The 15,284-nt window shown below is 50.2% G+C and carries 14 protein-coding genes; 3 read left to right on the top strand and 11 right to left on the bottom strand.

What is annotated here, in order from left to right:
• Window positions 1–22: 22 nt before the first annotated feature.
• Complete coding sequence (locus MIB40_RS14965; RefSeq protein ID WP_249695899.1) at window positions 23–1,201, bottom strand: vWA domain-containing protein; 1,179 nt, start codon at window positions 1,199–1,201, stop codon at window positions 23–25.
• Between the two features lie 4 nt (window positions 1,202–1,205).
• Complete coding sequence (locus tag MIB40_RS14960) at window positions 1,206–2,057, bottom strand: AAA family ATPase (protein ID WP_249695897.1); 852 nt, start codon at window positions 2,055–2,057, stop codon at window positions 1,206–1,208.
• 222 nt (window positions 2,058–2,279) lie between these two features.
• Between MIB40_RS14960 and cysK the strand changes: the two genes are divergently transcribed.
• Complete coding sequence (gene cysK, locus MIB40_RS14955) at window positions 2,280–3,251, top strand: cysteine synthase A (RefSeq protein WP_249695894.1); 972 nt, start codon at window positions 2,280–2,282, stop codon at window positions 3,249–3,251.
• A gap of 166 nt (window positions 3,252–3,417) precedes the next feature.
• Here cysK and MIB40_RS14950 read toward each other — a convergent pair whose 3' ends face one another.
• The 4 genes from MIB40_RS14950 to MIB40_RS14935 all read right to left on the bottom strand — a co-directional run bounded on the left by MIB40_RS14950 (window position 3,418) and on the right by MIB40_RS14935 (window position 7,433).
• Window positions 3,418–4,185: a class II glutamine amidotransferase gene (locus MIB40_RS14950; RefSeq protein ID WP_249695892.1), complete on the bottom strand. Its 768-nt coding sequence runs from the start codon at window positions 4,183–4,185 to the stop codon at window positions 3,418–3,420.
• Between the two features lie 45 nt (window positions 4,186–4,230).
• The gene (locus MIB40_RS14945; protein ID WP_249695890.1) at window positions 4,231–6,117 is read right to left on the bottom strand and encodes a VWA domain-containing protein; all 1,887 of its coding nucleotides are present in this window, start codon (window positions 6,115–6,117) and stop codon (window positions 4,231–4,233) included.
• Window positions 6,118–6,253: 136 nt separating this feature from the next.
• A complete protein-coding gene (locus tag MIB40_RS14940) occupies window positions 6,254–6,916 on the bottom strand; it encodes a YEATS-associated helix-containing protein (RefSeq protein ID WP_249695888.1) in 663 nt (220 codons plus the stop codon).
• 154 nt (window positions 6,917–7,070) lie between these two features.
• A complete protein-coding gene (locus MIB40_RS14935) occupies window positions 7,071–7,433 on the bottom strand; it encodes a hypothetical protein (RefSeq protein WP_249695887.1) in 363 nt (120 codons plus the stop codon).
• Window positions 7,434–7,521: 88 nt separating this feature from the next.
• On the opposite strand from MIB40_RS14935, the gene MIB40_RS14930 reads away from it, so the two are divergent.
• The gene (locus MIB40_RS14930) at window positions 7,522–9,561 is read left to right on the top strand and encodes a S9 family peptidase (protein WP_264758590.1); all 2,040 of its coding nucleotides are present in this window, start codon (window positions 7,522–7,524) and stop codon (window positions 9,559–9,561) included.
• Between the two features lie 114 nt (window positions 9,562–9,675).
• Here MIB40_RS14930 and MIB40_RS14925 read toward each other — a convergent pair whose 3' ends face one another.
• From MIB40_RS14925 to rnd, 4 genes are all read right to left on the bottom strand, one after another.
• On the bottom strand, window positions 9,676–10,230 hold the full coding sequence (locus MIB40_RS14925) for a PEP-CTERM sorting domain-containing protein (RefSeq protein ID WP_249695883.1): 555 nt from the start codon (window positions 10,228–10,230) through the stop codon (window positions 9,676–9,678).
• Window positions 10,231–10,543: 313 nt separating this feature from the next.
• A complete protein-coding gene (locus tag MIB40_RS14920; protein WP_249695881.1) occupies window positions 10,544–10,993 on the bottom strand; it encodes a YcgN family cysteine cluster protein in 450 nt (149 codons plus the stop codon).
• A gap of 7 nt (window positions 10,994–11,000) precedes the next feature.
• Window positions 11,001–11,294, bottom strand: a complete 294-nt coding sequence (locus MIB40_RS14915) for a YcgL domain-containing protein (protein ID WP_249695880.1) — start codon at window positions 11,292–11,294, stop codon at window positions 11,001–11,003.
• Window positions 11,295–11,298: 4 nt separating this feature from the next.
• On the bottom strand, window positions 11,299–12,441 hold the full coding sequence (rnd, locus tag MIB40_RS14910) for a ribonuclease D (RefSeq protein WP_249695877.1): 1,143 nt from the start codon (window positions 12,439–12,441) through the stop codon (window positions 11,299–11,301).
• 229 nt (window positions 12,442–12,670) lie between these two features.
• Between rnd and MIB40_RS14905 the strand changes: the two genes are divergently transcribed.
• Window positions 12,671–13,747, top strand: coding sequence for an SMP-30/gluconolactonase/LRE family protein (locus MIB40_RS14905; protein WP_249695876.1), 1,077 nt, complete (start codon window positions 12,671–12,673; stop codon window positions 13,745–13,747).
• Between the two features lie 90 nt (window positions 13,748–13,837).
• On the opposite strand, the gene MIB40_RS14900 is transcribed toward MIB40_RS14905, so the two are convergent.
• A complete protein-coding gene (locus MIB40_RS14900; protein ID WP_249695874.1) occupies window positions 13,838–14,983 on the bottom strand; it encodes an acyl-CoA dehydrogenase family protein in 1,146 nt (381 codons plus the stop codon).
• Window positions 14,984–15,284 lie beyond the last annotated feature (301 nt).

Raw genomic sequence — 15,284 nt, 5'->3', positions numbered from 1 at the left:
CGCTGTAGAGCATCAGGCTTTCCTATTTACTCAGGTACCGCATCCCCTCTTCTAATCCTTTTACCGTTAGCGGATACATCTTGTCTTCCACCAATTGTTTGATCATTTGGGTTGACTGAGTATATCCCCAGCTATCAGGGGTGTGGGGGTTTAACCAAATCACTTTACTGAATTTCTCGCGCACCCGCTCCAGCCAGACCGAACCCGCTTCCTCGTTCCAATGTTCGACGCTGCCACCCACATGGCTCACTTCGTAAGGAGCCATAGAGGCGTCCCCAATAAAGATCACTTTGTAGTCAGAGCCAAAGGTATGCAAAAGATCCCAGGTCGATGTGCGCTCGTTGGCACGACGCAGATTATCCTTCCACACGCTTTCATAAATACAGTTATGAAAATAGAAGAACTCGAGGTGCTTGAATTCAGTTTTGCAGGCTGAAAACAGCTCTTCACATAAACGCACATGGGCATCCATCGTGCCGCCAATATCGATAAACAATAGTACTTTTACCGCATTATGGCGCTCGGGTACCAGTTTCAGGTCCAACCAGCCTCCATTCTTCGCCGTAGAAGAGATCGTATCGTTAATATCCAGCTGATCCGCAGCGCCCTGGCGGGCAAACTTTCTCAACCGGCGTAGGGCCATTTTAATATTTCGGGTGCCGAGCTCAATATCTTCGTCAAGGTTGCGAAATTCCCGCTTGTCCCACACTTTCACTGCACTGTTATTGCGCCCACCTTCCTGACCAATTCGGATGCCTTCCGGGTTGTAACCATAAGCGCCATAAGGCGAGGTGCCACCGGTACCGATCCAGCGATTCCCCCCCTGATGTCGTTTCTTTTGTTCTTCGAGACGTTTCTTGAATTCTTCCAGCAACTTGTCCAGACCACCCAAGGATTCAATCTTGGCTTTCTCTTCTTCGGTCAGTGACTTTTCAAACTCTTTGCGTAGCCACTCTTCCGGTATCATCGCCTCCAAAAGATCATCAATATTGGCCAGCCCCTCAAAATAGGCACTAAACGCACGGTCAAACTTATCAAAGTGCTTTTCATCTTTTACCAGACAGGTTCTGGCCAGAAAATAGAACTGGTCGAGGTCAGCAAACACGACCCCTTGCTTAAGCGCCTCCATCAGGTCAAGCAACTCTTTCAGGGTTGCAGGGACTTTGGCCGCCCGAATTTCCGAGAAAAAATCAAGAAGCATCGGCTTACCCCTGGCGACCCTGTCTCCGGGTCATAAACGCGAGACGCTCAAGCAGTTGTACGTCTTGTTCGTTTTTTACCAAGGCACCACAAAGCGGAGGTATCGCCTTGGTCGGGTCTCGCTCTTGTAAAAGTTTCGCTCCCGTATCATCCGCCATCAGCAGCTTTAGCCAATCGATCAGTTCAGAAGTAGAGGGCTTTTTCTTCAAACCGGGAACCTGGCGCACATCGAAGAAGACTTCCAGGGCTTCCTTGACCATCGTATCGGCAATACCCGGATAATGAACATCGACAATACACTTCATGGTGTCGCGATCCGGAAAGGAGATGTAATGGAAAAAGCATCGACGCAAGAAGGCATCCGGCAGCTCTTTTTCGTTATTACTGGTGATGATAATGATAGGGCGATGAGTAGCCTTGACCATTTTTTGCAGCTCGTAGACAAAGAACTCCATCTTATCGAGCTCTTGCAGCAGGTCGTTTGGAAATTCAATATCGGCTTTATCGATCTCATCGATAAGCAAAACGACCTGTTCGTCCGCCTCAAAGGCTTCCCACAACTTGCCTCTCACAATGTAATTGCTTATATCGTGAACGCGATCGTCCCCTAACTGGGAGTCACGCAAGCGAGATACGGCATCGTACTCGTAAAGGCCTTGCTGGGCTTTGGTGGTGGATTTAATGTTCCATTGAATCAGGCGATGCCCCAGAGATTCAGCAACCTCTTCGGCCAACATGGTTTTACCGGTTCCTGGTTCACCTTTGACCAACAAGGGACGTTGCAGGGTAATGGCAGCGTTTACGGCCATTTTCAGATCATCAGTAGCAACATACTGCTGGGTACTATCAAATTTCATTACCGTTTCCTCACGAGCGATCGCGGCTGTCAATGTATTACTGGTTATGATAACCATTTAGCTTGGCTCACTCTATCGAAGAGTACTTGATACATCAACTAAGTCAGCGCTCGTTATAACTGACAGTTATTTCTAAACAAAATAATCGGATATGTGATTTTATAATGCTGCACTATAGTGATAGGCCAGCAATTTCATTCATTAACCTTCAGGACCCAATCAATGAGCAACCTTTACGATGACAACTCCCTGACTATTGGCAAGACCCCCCTGGTGAGACTCGGTAGGCTGGCACCCAATGCCAAGCTATATGCCAAAGTCGAAAGCCGTAACCCTGCGGGGAGCGTCAAATGTCGTATTGGCGCCAGCATGATCTGGGAAGCGGAAAAATCCGGGGCACTTAAACCCGGTATGGAAATCATCGAACCTACCAGCGGCAACACCGGCATTGCTCTCTGCTTCGTTGCCGCTTCACGTGGTTACAAAATCACCCTGACCATGCCCTCCTCCATGAGCCTGGAACGCCGTAAGGTGATGAAAGCCCTGGGGGCAAATATTGTACTGACCGAGCCGGCGAAAGGTATGAAAGGTGCTATCGCCAAAGCTCAGGAGATCGCAGCCGAACAACCCGAACACTACTTTATGCCCGGTCAGTTCGAAAACCCGGCTAACCCCGCGATTCATGAGCAAACCACTGGGCCTGAAATCTGGAATGATACCGACGGAGAAGTCGATGTTTTTGTCGCCGGGGTTGGCACCGGAGGCACCATTACCGGGGTGTCCCGTTATATTAAAAACACTCAGGGTAAGGCGATTACCAGCATTGCGGTTGAACCAGTCGATTCCCCTATCATTAGCCAAACCATTGCCAATGAGGAACTAACCCCCGCCCCCCACAAAATTCAGGGGATAGGTGCCGGTTTTGTGCCAGACAACCTCGATCTGGACATGGTTGACGAAGTTGAGCAGATCAGCAACGAGGAAGCTATTGCAACGGCCCGGCGTTTGATGACTGAAGAGGGTATTCTGGTCGGCATCTCTTGTGGTGCTGCGACCGCAGCGGCCCTGAAAGCAGCAGAAAGAGAGGAGAATAAAGACAAGACCATCGTTGTTGTCTTACCGGACTCTGGCGAGCGCTACCTCTCCTCAGCCCTGTTTGAAGGCATGTTCAGCGAAACCGAGTCGGTTCAGTAAATCGTCCTGTCGCTCTTTTTATATAGCCCGGTTCCTTTACGGTCCGGGCTAAGACCTCTCCCATATACAGAAGCTCAACAGGCGCCGTTTGAGAGGCTTGATACACCAACGAATGACGCTTTGATTCTGCGTGATATTCAGTTGCGGCCTGTAAACAAGCTAATTCTCAGTGAATAAGGATTCCGTCTCGAAAGACCCTGAATTCTCCCGGCACCATCGAATGCCATTGCTCATTCTCGGTTAATGCAGTCGTCGCAATCACGGTCACTATATCGCTAGGGGTTGTCTCGTTACTGAAATCTACAGACATTTCCGCGTCTTTTAACACGGCCTCTGCAAAGGGCGCCCGGCGTGTTATCCAGCACAACCGTGTGGTGCAATAACAGTAAAGATTACGTGCATCACAGAAGAGCATATTGAACACCCCCAACTGACCTAACTGGTCGCACAATCGATTAACTTCTCGCCAGATGGTTTGCTGACGCTTAGGCGGTGTGGGAAATCGATTACGCAGTTGACCCAATAGCCAGCAAAACGCGTATTCGCTATCCGTAGTGCCCACTGGCCGATAACAGCCCAGAGGTAGTTTTTTCACCCCTTTAAGCTGACCATTATGGGCAAAGGTCCACTGGCGCCCCCAAAGCTCGCGGACAAAGGGGTGGGTATTTTCCAGGCAGATGCGACCGGAATTAGCTTGCCGAATATGGCTAATGACATTGCAGCTTTTAATGGGATAACGGCTAACCAGGCGAGCAATTTCAGACTGACAGCTTGGCTTAGGGTCTCGAAACTCCCGAACCGCAGCACCCTCGTAAAAGGCGATCCCCCAGCCGTCCGCATGGGGACCGGTTTTGCCACCACGCTCCATCAAGCCACTAAAGCTAAAACAGATATCTGTTGGTACGTTGGCACTCATGCCCAGCAGTTCACACATTGTCAGGCCTGACTTGTTGTATCACCTCTAACACCACTCGTTGCATTATCGAGCATCATCCCCGTCTTCCTCAACCTCTTCAACCGGTGCAGCAGGCTTGGGTTCACGGATAAATTTCATGTAAACAAAAATCAATCCGCCAAGTAACAGCAAATTGCCAAGCGCCAATCCGAGATAGAGCCAAAGTTTTGATTCTTCTTCTGGTGCTTCGCCTTCCGCCTTAGCTTCAGCAGGGTTTTCTGCCTCGGGGGCCTCCACAGCCTCTTTAGCAGGTTCCTTTTCTGCCGCTTCCGGTGACTCCGTTACTGCAGGCTCATCAGGTTCAACCTTGGCTTCTTGCTCTGTTAAGGGTTCTTTATCGGCGTCAGGTGCAACTTGATCACTTGCCTCGACTGATTGACTCAGTAGCTGTTCATTGTGTTGGGGCGGTACAACCTGCTCTGATTGTGCAGGCTCATTGATCGACACATCCGCTTGTACCTTTCCACCTTCGGGATAATTCAAGACCAACGGATCAGCCCTGACTTCAAAAGCCTTATTGTCGCGGGTAACCACCGACACCTTGAGCGAGACCTGATACTCTCCCCGGGTTAGTGCCTCGATTGGAAAGCGCCATTTACGACCATCCTCAGAAAGGTCGACGCCACGCAACTGCTTGGTACCATCGGGCTTACGAATACGCGCAAACACTTGGGTGGCTCCACGATCGATCGTTTGGCTGCGGGGGATTACTTCCACTTCAAAGCGGTCCGGCCCAGTTCCGGTGATCAATTCGGCGCTAAATTGAAAGGGTTTACGTACAGAAACCTGCTGACGCATCTCCCGTTTAAAGGTTCGCCCGTCAGCCAGCACCGCCACTTCATAGCTTCCCTGGTCTGGGAATGCCGGCAAGACATAATCAAAGCGGCCTTCACTCAATTCCCTGCCAGATTGCTCAACCCGGGCTACCTGCTCTCCTTCCGAGTCACGTACTTCCACTGTCGCGTCAATCAGATCGAGAAATTCCGGTTTGGTTATGGGCTGCTCCGCATCGGTGAAACGCACCTGCAGAGATAGCCGCTCACCCAGATAGGCATTTGCTGGCAATCTCGATACAGACATCTTGAGATCACTAACAACGGTGACACGGTTTTCAGGGGATTCCTCAGATTGTAACACCCACTCACCTTCGAAAGGCTGTGGAATGGTAATCAAATCATAGGAAGTTGTGGCATGCCAACGCACCCCTTCACCTGGGTTGTCCCGATCAATAATGGCTTCAGAAGGAGATTGCAGGCGAACCGGTTGATTCGAATCTTTCTTAAAAGCCAACAGGGTAAATTCATCAATCGATGAGTCAATCAGGAAACGATTACCCTTTAATGGGACTTCATCAACAGGGGATGCCTGCTCAAGTGCCTTGAGGAACAGCTTGGTGAGCGCTTTTGCGTCATCAGCCTGGGAAGAAAAACCACCGCTATCAATGGCCAGTGTTTCCATCAACTCCTTATCGGAGTTATCGGACAAGGCAATGGTGTGCAATCGAAAGTCACTCTTAACCAGTTCAGGCAATTGCTCACTTAGAATTTGATCTCTGGCGGCTTTATCAACCTCAGGATCTTTAGACACATCAACCATACCGTCGGTCAGTATCACCATATGCCGAGGTCCCGACGTTGGCGATTCACTGCGGTCAAAACTGGCTTTATCCAGCGCCGCACCAATATTGGTGTGCAGGGCAACCGAATTGATCTTTTTAAGCTCCTTTCGAGCCACCTCCCGCCACTGTTCATTAACAGCACCGTAAGGCACCAACATGTTTACTTCCTGACCAAAAGTCCAGACCCCCGCCTTACTGCCATCGGGCAATAAATCTGCCATCAACTCTACTGCAGGTACACGGAGGTTATTGGGGTCATTGGCCTTCATGCTGCCGGATATATCGATCAGCATACGGACATCAGTCCCTGATTCGGCCAGGCTGAAAGTACTCGCGAGAAGACACCAAAACACAAAAAGTCGCCTGAGACTGACGGAAACCAAAGCCATCAATGGATACCCCCTTCAGAAGCAGAATAACACGAAGAGATTACTGACTTTCCAAGACTCGCCGGCCCCGCTCGGTGACGTACCAGCGCTCTCCCTTGGGGCCTCGGCTTCGGCCCGCCAGGCCTTTGTTGGTCAGTACTGACAGGGTTTGGCGAAGCGTTGCCTCATCGGTACTACTATCACGGCATAAGCCGGACAGCGATCGAAAAATAAAGCGGCCGCTGGCCAGGGTTTTCAGCACCTTACTACTGGTTACGTCCAGCTCGGCAACCCCGGTATTATCGTCTACGGAGGCTATCGAGTCAGCTTCTGTCTCGGTTTCAATCAGAGGGGCTATCTCATCTTGCAGGTTGCGCAGCTCAACCATCAACGCTTCCGTCTTGTCTGTAGCACGCTGGGCTTCTTCGGCCACCTTATCGCCCATAGAACCGGTCAGGTATCGTGACAAGATAGCCGCGATCAAGCAGATGCTGGTGAAAATCAGTAATTTGGAAGGGTCTTCGGCGCTTTCAAGGACAAGCTTAATGGCAAGCACGTCAAGCACTACCGGTACCAGGAAGGAGGCGCCAATACCTAACACAACCGGTCTAACCCAAGCATTGGGCTTATCTTCCTGACGGCCCAACAGGTAATAATTGACAACGCCGCCGAACGCACCCGCGATCAACATAACAACAGCCAGAACAAAGAAATGATTATCCATTACTACCTCGTTAGCACCGACACTTGAAAGCTACGAACATTGCCCCTGCCTTCAAGGGAATAATGAAGGCTCCCCTATTTATAGCACTGCAAGGGTATTTTTCCATCCAAACAACAGGTTATAACATGATTCTCTAGCAAAGCGTAAACAGCGGTTACTGGTTAGCGGACTTCTCTGAAGGAGAAGATTTCTGCGCTGTACGATTGAACATTAGGTCAAGCAAGAGCAAAACCAGTAACAAACTCAGCAGGCCAAGCAATACTGGCGCTGTTCGTAGCATCGCATCGGGCCCCAGAGAGAGACCATCAAACAACATGGTGAGAAAAGCTGGAGATAGTGGCCCAGAATCACCACTTTGGGGCCAGGGGGTACAGAGTACTATCCAGGCTCCGGCCCGCAACAGAATTTTGAAGGTACGATTCGCCAACGGGCGTGTTATCCGGTACCAAACCAACAAACAGCCCAAGGCCGACAACCAGTAGACACCCCAGGCCCATAGGTAATATTGTGTTCCCATTTCGCTCCGCTCTTGTTCGCTGACGTTATCGTTCGCTGCTATCGCGGCCGTATAGTATTGAAATTATTGAAGCAAGTCATCACAGCCCATGCCAAATCCACCACCTATCGCTTTTCGCCAACCCCATAACAAAAGCCTCCATGGCGAGAAGCACATGCCTTATCAATGGCTACAAGATAAAGACAATCCGCGGGTTATCCAACACCTTGAGGCCGAGAACAACTACTGTCAGCAAGCTATGCAGGATACCGAACAGCTGCAGGCGCAGCTTTACCACGAGATGCTCAGCCGAATCCAGGAAACCGACCTCTCTGTACCCTACCGTTGGCAAGACTATGAGTACTATACCAAGAGCATAAAAGGTGCCGATTACCCCCAGCATTGGCGCCGCCACATTGAACAGGGAACAGAGCAACTGCTACTCGATGAAAATCTTTTGGCCGAACAACACGAGTTCTTTGAACTTGCGGGGTTCGAAGTCAGTCCAAGTCAGCAGTTGCTGGCTTATGCAATCGATACGAGCGGCGACGAAGTGTTCAATATTCATGTTGTTGAGATTGAAAGTGCCACCCCGATCGGCCCCGCATTAGAAAACTGCAGCGGCAACATTGTCTGGAGTATGGACAGCGAGGGTTTTCATTACTGCACACTCGATAACAAGCAACGCCCCTGGCAATTGTTCAGCCACCGACTGAAAGACCACCAAAGCAACAATCAGCTCATTTTTACCGAATATGATGAACGTTTTTTTCTGCATGCTTATCGCAGCAAATCTGATCGTCACCTGATCATCGAAAGCGGGAGTAAAACCTCATCAGAGTCCTGGATCGGAAACATTGACACACTCGACCCTGACCAGCTTATCTGCGTCTGTCCTCGTCGAAACGAACACGAATACTCGGTTGATCACCATCGCGATCTTTTTTTGATACGCAGCAACCGTGAAGGCATCAACTTCTCACTCTACGGCGCAGAAAAAAAGGAACTTAATGAATCTCACTGGCGTCTCCTTGTGCCACACAGTGCGGACCGCATGCTCGAAGGCGTAGAACCGCTGGGCAATTACCTGGTAATCAGTGAGCGTTATCAAGGGCAGCCCAAACTGCATGCTCTGTCTCTTGTAAACCATGAAAGCTTTGAGATCGATTTTGCTGACGATTGCCGCTCGCTGGATTGCATCGATAATATCGACCCCGAGAGCCAGGCCCTAAGAGTCCGGTATGAATCTTTTACACAACCACCCAGCCTTTGGGATATTAATCTGGCATCTGGCCAACGCACCCTTCTCAAGCAAACGCCTGTTCTGGGTGAATACAATCCAGAAGATTACAGCAGCCAACGCCTTTTGTTCCGTGGCCGCGATGGCACTCAAATCCCTATCAGTCTGGTTGGAAAAAATGAAAGTTTCTCTGCCCCTGCTCCCCTGTATTTGTACGCGTACGGTGCTTACGGTGATCCATTGGACCCCTGGTTTTCCCACGCTCGCCTGAATCTGCTTGAGCGTGGTTTTGTATTTGCCATAGCCCATGTCAGAGGGGGCGGCTGTCTGGGTGAAGACTGGTACCACCAGGGACGGAGACTGGAGAAAAAACACAGCTTTGAGGATTTTATCGATTGTGCTCAGCATCTAATAGCACAAGGCATCACCCAACCCCGGCAATTAGTCATCAGCGGTGGTAGTGCGGGGGGATTGTTAGTCGGGGCCGTATTAAACATGGTGCCCCAGTTGTTTCAATGCGCCATTGCTGACGTGCCCTTTGTGGATATTTTGGCCACCATGAACGACCCCGATCTACCATTAACTCTAACCGAGTACGATGAATGGGGAGACCCGAATGATGCACAAACCTACAACTACATTGCCAGTTACGACCCAATATTAAACGTTACCAATCAAGACTATCCACACCTGCTGGTAACCGCTGGGATGGAGGACAGCCGCGTGCCTTATTGGGAGGCAGCCAAGTGGGTAGCTACGCTGCGAGATCGCAAAACAGATAATAACTTAGTGTTACTAAGAACCCAGATGGGGGCCGGTCACGGGGGAGTTTCCGGACGCTATGAGGCCTACCGCGAAATTGCCTTTGAGCAGGCTTATATTCTCAAATCCCTGAAGATAAGCCGCTGACCGTTCGTTTAGCCAGTCATTCCAAATTGCTAGTACAACTGTTTTTATAGAGCGCACAATATAAAAGCGGCGATTAATCGCCGCTTTTATCACAAAATTTGAAACGGTTGAGCGCTATCGTTTGGTACGTCTACGTGACATAAACACACCCAACAAACCTATCGCCAACAATGCCAAACCATCGGGTTCTGGTACCGAAGCAATTCGAGTAACCATACTCACGTTCATAAACTCATCGGAGGCGGGATCAGCACTTCCAGGAATGCTTAACCTCAAGCTGCCGTCATTAAAACTCGCTGTTGCACCGGCAATATTGCTATTGAAAACAACATCAATAATTGAACCTGCCCCACTCCAATCCAGAAGCTCAAACAGCCAATCTACCGTTCCAGAACCTGACAATGGATTACCGTTACCACAAAAGCTCCCCGTGCAATCCATATTCAGATAGTCGGATCCAAAGTCAATACTGAAGGTATTACCAAAATCCACCAATTCGGTACCTGCCCCTACAGTCACCGTAGTAGGTCCTGCAAAAGTGATCTCACCGGAATTTACAAGCAACATACTGACGGTGATCTCATCTCCCATCAAAGACGCCTGAACGGTGCCAGCACCAGCCAAGACAAACCCAGCCATTATCATTTTTAAAATACGAAGAATTTGCATACAAGCTCCACAACACAGACAAATAGTTAAGTAAATCAAACACCAATAAGTGCACGAAGCATCTTCAGGCAAAAAACGCTCCAACCTAACTAACCAATTGAAAGCATTGAATAAAAATAAAGACCAGAATCACTATCGACTGCATCTGTAAATAAAACGGACACTCGGAACAGCTAAACCCGATACGCCTGTTGACACAAGAGTAAGCTCGAACGAATAGGGCACCCATTCACTTTAGAGGGCGATATCTCCATCCAACCAAGTAAACTGACCCGTTTAGATTGGACTGAAATCTGTGATCTGGAATCACTCTCTAATCTGAACACCAATTAATGATCTGCTCTTCCCATTCCTCTTCCGGCACATCGGCATCGGAAAGCGTTTTTCCCTGCACGGAGATTCCTGCAGCATGCACTGTTTCGGGGTCTCCGGAGACCAATGGATGCCACCAATCCAGATCCTTTCCCTCGGATAGCAAGCGGTATGCACAGGTATTGGGCAGCCAAAAAAAATGTTCGACATCCTCAGGTTTTAACCAGACGCAGGTAGGGACTTTTTCGTTACGGGATTGGTACACCGTACACCGGCAACTCTCGCTCATATATCGACAGGCTACTCGGGTGTAGTAGACCTGATCGTCCTCTTCGTCCTGCAGCTTTTGCAAACAACAGCGAGCACAACCATCACAGAGAGATTCCCACTCTTCGCGGCTCATCTCCTCGAGTGATTTTCGTTTCCAGAATGGTTCCGCTTTTTGTGCCATGTTCAGCCTACACAGGGTCGTTCATGGTCAGGAGCTCATCGGGCAGTTCAATGAGGTAATCATCTTTCTGGGGAGGCATCTGTAGATGAAAGCCCTGGGATTTAATATCTGTCATCACTTTCTCGACATCGGCTCTTGCCAAAGGCCTCTCCTTGCGAAGCAGTAGGTCCATGACATGTATCGGCGTACCGAAGAGTTCCAGTAATTTCTCGGGCACTTCAGTAAGCGCCTTGGCCTTTTCTACATAGAGATACATTTCTTCTTTCTTGGAACTCTTGTAGATGGAGGTGATCAGTTTCATAGGGTTAGCTCTTGAATTCTTGATTTAGGGTATCGACCAGCTCATTGGCGTAAGCGGTAGCACGCCATCCTGAGAGAGAAGCCGGTAGCGTAAAACGCTGGCCGGGATTCAATGCCCCCTGCACGAGCGCATCAATCTGTTTCTTTTTCACCATTATCTCGGGCTCAATACCAAGATTTTCGGCTTTCTGACCGGCAAACTCCCGCACTCGCTTCACAACCGGTTTGGCACCAGGGGGCAAGGGAAAAGGTAAACGCGAAGGATACGAGCCTTTATCATCTAAAGCCGCTTTTACACGCTGCAATAATTCATTTCCCGAACGGCGTAGCAAATCCTGGGGAATATCCGGGGTGCGTTTGAGTTGATTTAATGAAGTTGGTAAAAACTTCGCCATATCCCACAACAGTGAATCTCGCGCGACACGGTTACGTGGCAGATTTCGCTCCCTGGCCTGCTCTTCACGCCAGGTACATAATGACCTCAGCACCGCAAGTTGGTCAGGAAACAGCTTCCAGGCCACTTTGACCTGACGATAGTAGTCTTCAATCACTACCGGCGTTTCTGCGTTGTCCGCCAGGGAGTTACCCTCCTCCAGCACCCATTGCAATTTTTCGGAGCCCTGCAGACGCTTCACAAGCAGCCGGTATACCTGCATCAGGTAATAAACATCCAAAGCGGCATAGTGGAGCTGCGAGTTGGTCAGCGGACGGTGGCACCAATTGGAGCGAGTTTCATCCTTGGGCAGATCAAGTTGCACCAACTCCGACACCAGGCGTTGGTAACCCATGGAAAAGCCGATGCCGGCAAAAGCAGCCGCTAACTGGCTATCAAACAATGGCCGTGGCGCTACCCCAACCAAACGCATCAACAGTTCCAGATCTTCACTGCAGGAATGGAACACCTTGACCACGGAGGCGCTGGTAAACAACTTTATAAGCGGTGTGAAATCATCGATAGCGATAGGGTCAAGCAACCAGACCTCTTCTCCGTCGCTTACCTGGATGAGCCCGGGATTGGCATAGAAGGTTTGAGTTCGAACAAACTCGGTGTCAACCGCTACGGCATCGCATCGCAGCCAACGTACTGCGAGTGATGCAAGCTGATCATTGCTATTGACCCATTCGGGATCGGGCATAGAAGCGGTCATAATTCAGTCAGTTCCAAAAAGAGGCGGCTATTATACGCATTTGGCTGGGGATATTTAGTCATATTAGGCATAATCAAGCAGGCTGTTGCCCTATAACAACAAGCGCTCGTATCGGAATAGGGATAACACGCTATTTGACACAACAACAAAAACAACAATAAGCCCCGAAAATCACAGATAGCGATCGAATTCTGATTTGTGATCGATCTTCGGGGCTCCAGGACCACCAATGAAGAAAATACTGATCTCTCTCTTGTTCATCGCCAGCACGCTGGCTCTAGTACTGGTTATTATTCCTTCCCCCATTGATTCCGTCGCCTATCAGGCCCCCACAGCACCGCCAGCCGAGGGTGTGTTAACCCCGAACACAGACCTGCTGGATGCCGACTTACTGGCGCTTGGCAAGATTGATGGGCCGGAAGATGTTGCCGTTGACCTGCTGGGACGGGTCTATGGCGGGACCCAGGATGGTAAAATTGTGCGTCTGGTCGAGGGCGAACCGGAACTCTTTGTGGATCTCACGGTATCAGGGGAAAAAAAGGCACGCCCACTGGGGCTCCATTTCGACCAGCAGGGCAATTTGATAGTCTGTGATGCCTGGCAGGGGCTACTGAGTATCGACCCGACGGGTACAGTAACGGTATTGAGCACAGAAGCCGAGGGCGTCCCTTTCGCCTTCGCCGATGACCTGGACATTGCCAGTAACGGCATCATCTACTTCAGTGACGCCAGCAGCCGATTCAACCAGCCCGATTATGCCCTGGACCTGCTGGAGGCCCGTCCTTGGGGACGCTTACTGGCTTACGACCCGGCAACCGGTAAAACCACAGTGCTAATGCATGACCTCTATTTTGCCAATGGCATCGCCCTTTCCACAAAGGAGGATTTCGTGCTTGTCAACGAAACCTATCGCTACCGAATTCAGCGTTACTGGTTAAGCGGTCCTAAGGCTGGCACCCACGACCTTTTTATCGATAATCTGCCAGGCTTACCCGATGGTGTATCGGGTAACCGCAAAGGGACTTTTTGGGTCGCCTTGGCCACGCCTCGCAAAGACAGTGTGGATCAAATGCACAAAACCCCCTGGCTGAAAGATCTGATCGCCAAACTCCCCCCCTTCCTTTGGCCCAAACCGGAACGCTATGGCTATGTTCTGGCACTGAATGAGCAAGGCGAGATTGTCCGTAGCCTTCATGACCCACAAGGCAACCACCTGGAGATGGTGACATCGGCCGAGGAGCATCAGGGACATCTTTATCTGGGCAGTTTGCATAACGACCGTATTGGTCGGCTCGCCTTGCAATAAGCCGCTGACAAGAAACAAAGAGGGTATGGTGATATCACCATACCCGTCTGACCCAAACCAGGCCGAAAAGCCATGACCCGCCAGACGCAGCTATAAGCCCATCTGTTTGGTGATAATTTCGTTCATAATCTCTCGCGTACCGCCTCCGATTGAGAGAATACGGTTGTCACGATACAGTCGCTCAACCAGCGATTCCCGCATCAGACCGTAACCACCGAAGATTTGCACCGCCTCGTAGGTGATCTTGTCGCTCACATCGGTGGAGAAATTTTTAGCCATCGAGATCTCTTTAATCACCGTTTGGCCAGCATTCATTCGCGCCGCTTGCCGATAGGTAAATTCCCGGCTGGCCTCTAACTGGGTCGCCATATCGGCCAGCTTATGCTTTATCACCTGGAATCGCCCAATGGGACGACCAAAAGCCTCACGTTCGCGCACATATTCCAGGCAGGCATTGAGTGCCAGCTCTGACGTCATATTGGCCATAATCGCCAACTGTAAACGCTCTGACTGAAAGTTCGACATAATGGCGTAGAAGCCCTGATTCTCCGCCCCAATCAGGTTTTCTACCGGTACTTTGCAATCGTCGAAAAACAACTCTGCCGTATCCGACGCCCACCAACAGCCCTTTTTCAGTTTGCGGCCAACGCTAAAACCCGGAGTGCCTTTCTCTACAAGGATCAAGCTAATACCGCCATAACCTTCCCCACCCGTGCGTACCGCCACGGTGTAATAGTCGGCACGAACACCACTGGTGATGAAGGTTTTCGAACCGGTAAGACGGAAATAGTCACCCTCACGTACAGCGCGGGTTTTCAGATTGGCAACATCGGAGCCGCCGCTGGGCTCGGTGATCGCGAGCGCCATGATTTTTTCGCCAGCGAGAACTTGAGGCACGATTCGCTGTTTGAGTTCGTCACTGCCCCACTTCACTACCGGCGGCAAACCAATATCCAATGAGCCTAGGCCAGCGGCAAAACCACCCGATCCGGCCCGCATAATCTCTTCACTGGCCGCAACCTTATCAAACAGATCACCTTCGCTTCCCCCCAGAGCCTCAGGATACCCAATACCCAATATGCCCAGCTCACCAGCTTTGCGATAGATCTCTAGCGGAAACTCCTCCGCCTCCTCCCACTGATCGATAAAAGGCTTAACTTCACGATCAATAAACTTTTTGACCGTGCTCCTGATCATCTGTTGGGATTCGCCGAAGTACTGTTGTAGCTCGCTCATGGACCACTCCTTATTGTTTGAACAGCATACTACCAAGCGCTTGCTTGGTATGGCAATAAAGAATAATAGTCAGTGGCTCCGAACAATGAGCAAGGGGCTTAGCAAATCAAAGAGGACATTTAAACGAGTAAAAACCTAGGGCACCTCTGATTAATTCAGATAGATCTCTGCGGACCCTAAAAATGGTTTTTATCAAGGCGAAGCTCGCCGTTCATGTCGAGACCTGGACAAGGGCTTCAACACCGAGAAAAAGCATTTTTAGGGCCGCCCTACGGGGCTTTCGGGCGAATCCAGCCTCTTT

Source organism: Aestuariirhabdus haliotis (genome assembly GCF_023509475.1).
GTDB lineage: Bacteria > Pseudomonadota > Gammaproteobacteria > Pseudomonadales > Aestuariirhabdaceae > Aestuariirhabdus > Aestuariirhabdus haliotis.
Note: the sequence above shows the minus strand (reverse complement) of the source record. Positions and strands in the feature narration are given on the sequence as shown.

What these genes read in the sequence shown, in the direction of transcription:
- MIB40_RS14965 (WP_249695899.1), bottom strand. Translation starts at nt 1,201, where the DNA reads ATGCTTCTTGATTTTTTCTCGGAAATTCGGGCGGCCAAAGTCCCTGCA.
- MIB40_RS14945 (WP_249695890.1), bottom strand. Translation starts at nt 6,117, where the DNA reads ATGCTGATCGATATATCCGGCAGCATGAAGGCCAATGACCCCAATAAC.
- MIB40_RS14915 (WP_249695880.1), bottom strand. Translation starts at nt 11,294, where the DNA reads ATGAAACTGATCACCTCCATCTACAAGAGTTCCAAGAAAGAAGAAATG.
- MIB40_RS14905 (WP_249695876.1), top strand. Translation starts at nt 12,671, where the DNA reads ATGAAGAAAATACTGATCTCTCTCTTGTTCATCGCCAGCACGCTGGCT.
- MIB40_RS14935 (WP_249695887.1), bottom strand. Translation starts at nt 7,433, where the DNA reads ATGGGAACACAATATTACCTATGGGCCTGGGGTGTCTACTGGTTGTCG.
- MIB40_RS14900 (WP_249695874.1), bottom strand. Translation starts at nt 14,983, where the DNA reads ATGAGCGAGCTACAACAGTACTTCGGCGAATCCCAACAGATGATCAGG.
- MIB40_RS14950 (WP_249695892.1), bottom strand. Translation starts at nt 4,185, where the DNA reads ATGTGTGAACTGCTGGGCATGAGTGCCAACGTACCAACAGATATCTGT.
- MIB40_RS14930 (WP_264758590.1), top strand. Translation starts at nt 7,522, where the DNA reads ATGCCAAATCCACCACCTATCGCTTTTCGCCAACCCCATAACAAAAGC.
- cysK (WP_249695894.1), top strand. Translation starts at nt 2,280, where the DNA reads ATGAGCAACCTTTACGATGACAACTCCCTGACTATTGGCAAGACCCCC.
- MIB40_RS14920 (WP_249695881.1), bottom strand. Translation starts at nt 10,993, where the DNA reads ATGGCACAAAAAGCGGAACCATTCTGGAAACGAAAATCACTCGAGGAG.
- MIB40_RS14925 (WP_249695883.1), bottom strand. Translation starts at nt 10,230, where the DNA reads ATGCAAATTCTTCGTATTTTAAAAATGATAATGGCTGGGTTTGTCTTG.
- rnd (WP_249695877.1), bottom strand. Translation starts at nt 12,441, where the DNA reads ATGACCGCTTCTATGCCCGATCCCGAATGGGTCAATAGCAATGATCAG.
- MIB40_RS14940 (WP_249695888.1), bottom strand. Translation starts at nt 6,916, where the DNA reads ATGGATAATCATTTCTTTGTTCTGGCTGTTGTTATGTTGATCGCGGGT.
- MIB40_RS14960 (WP_249695897.1), bottom strand. Translation starts at nt 2,057, where the DNA reads ATGAAATTTGATAGTACCCAGCAGTATGTTGCTACTGATGATCTGAAA.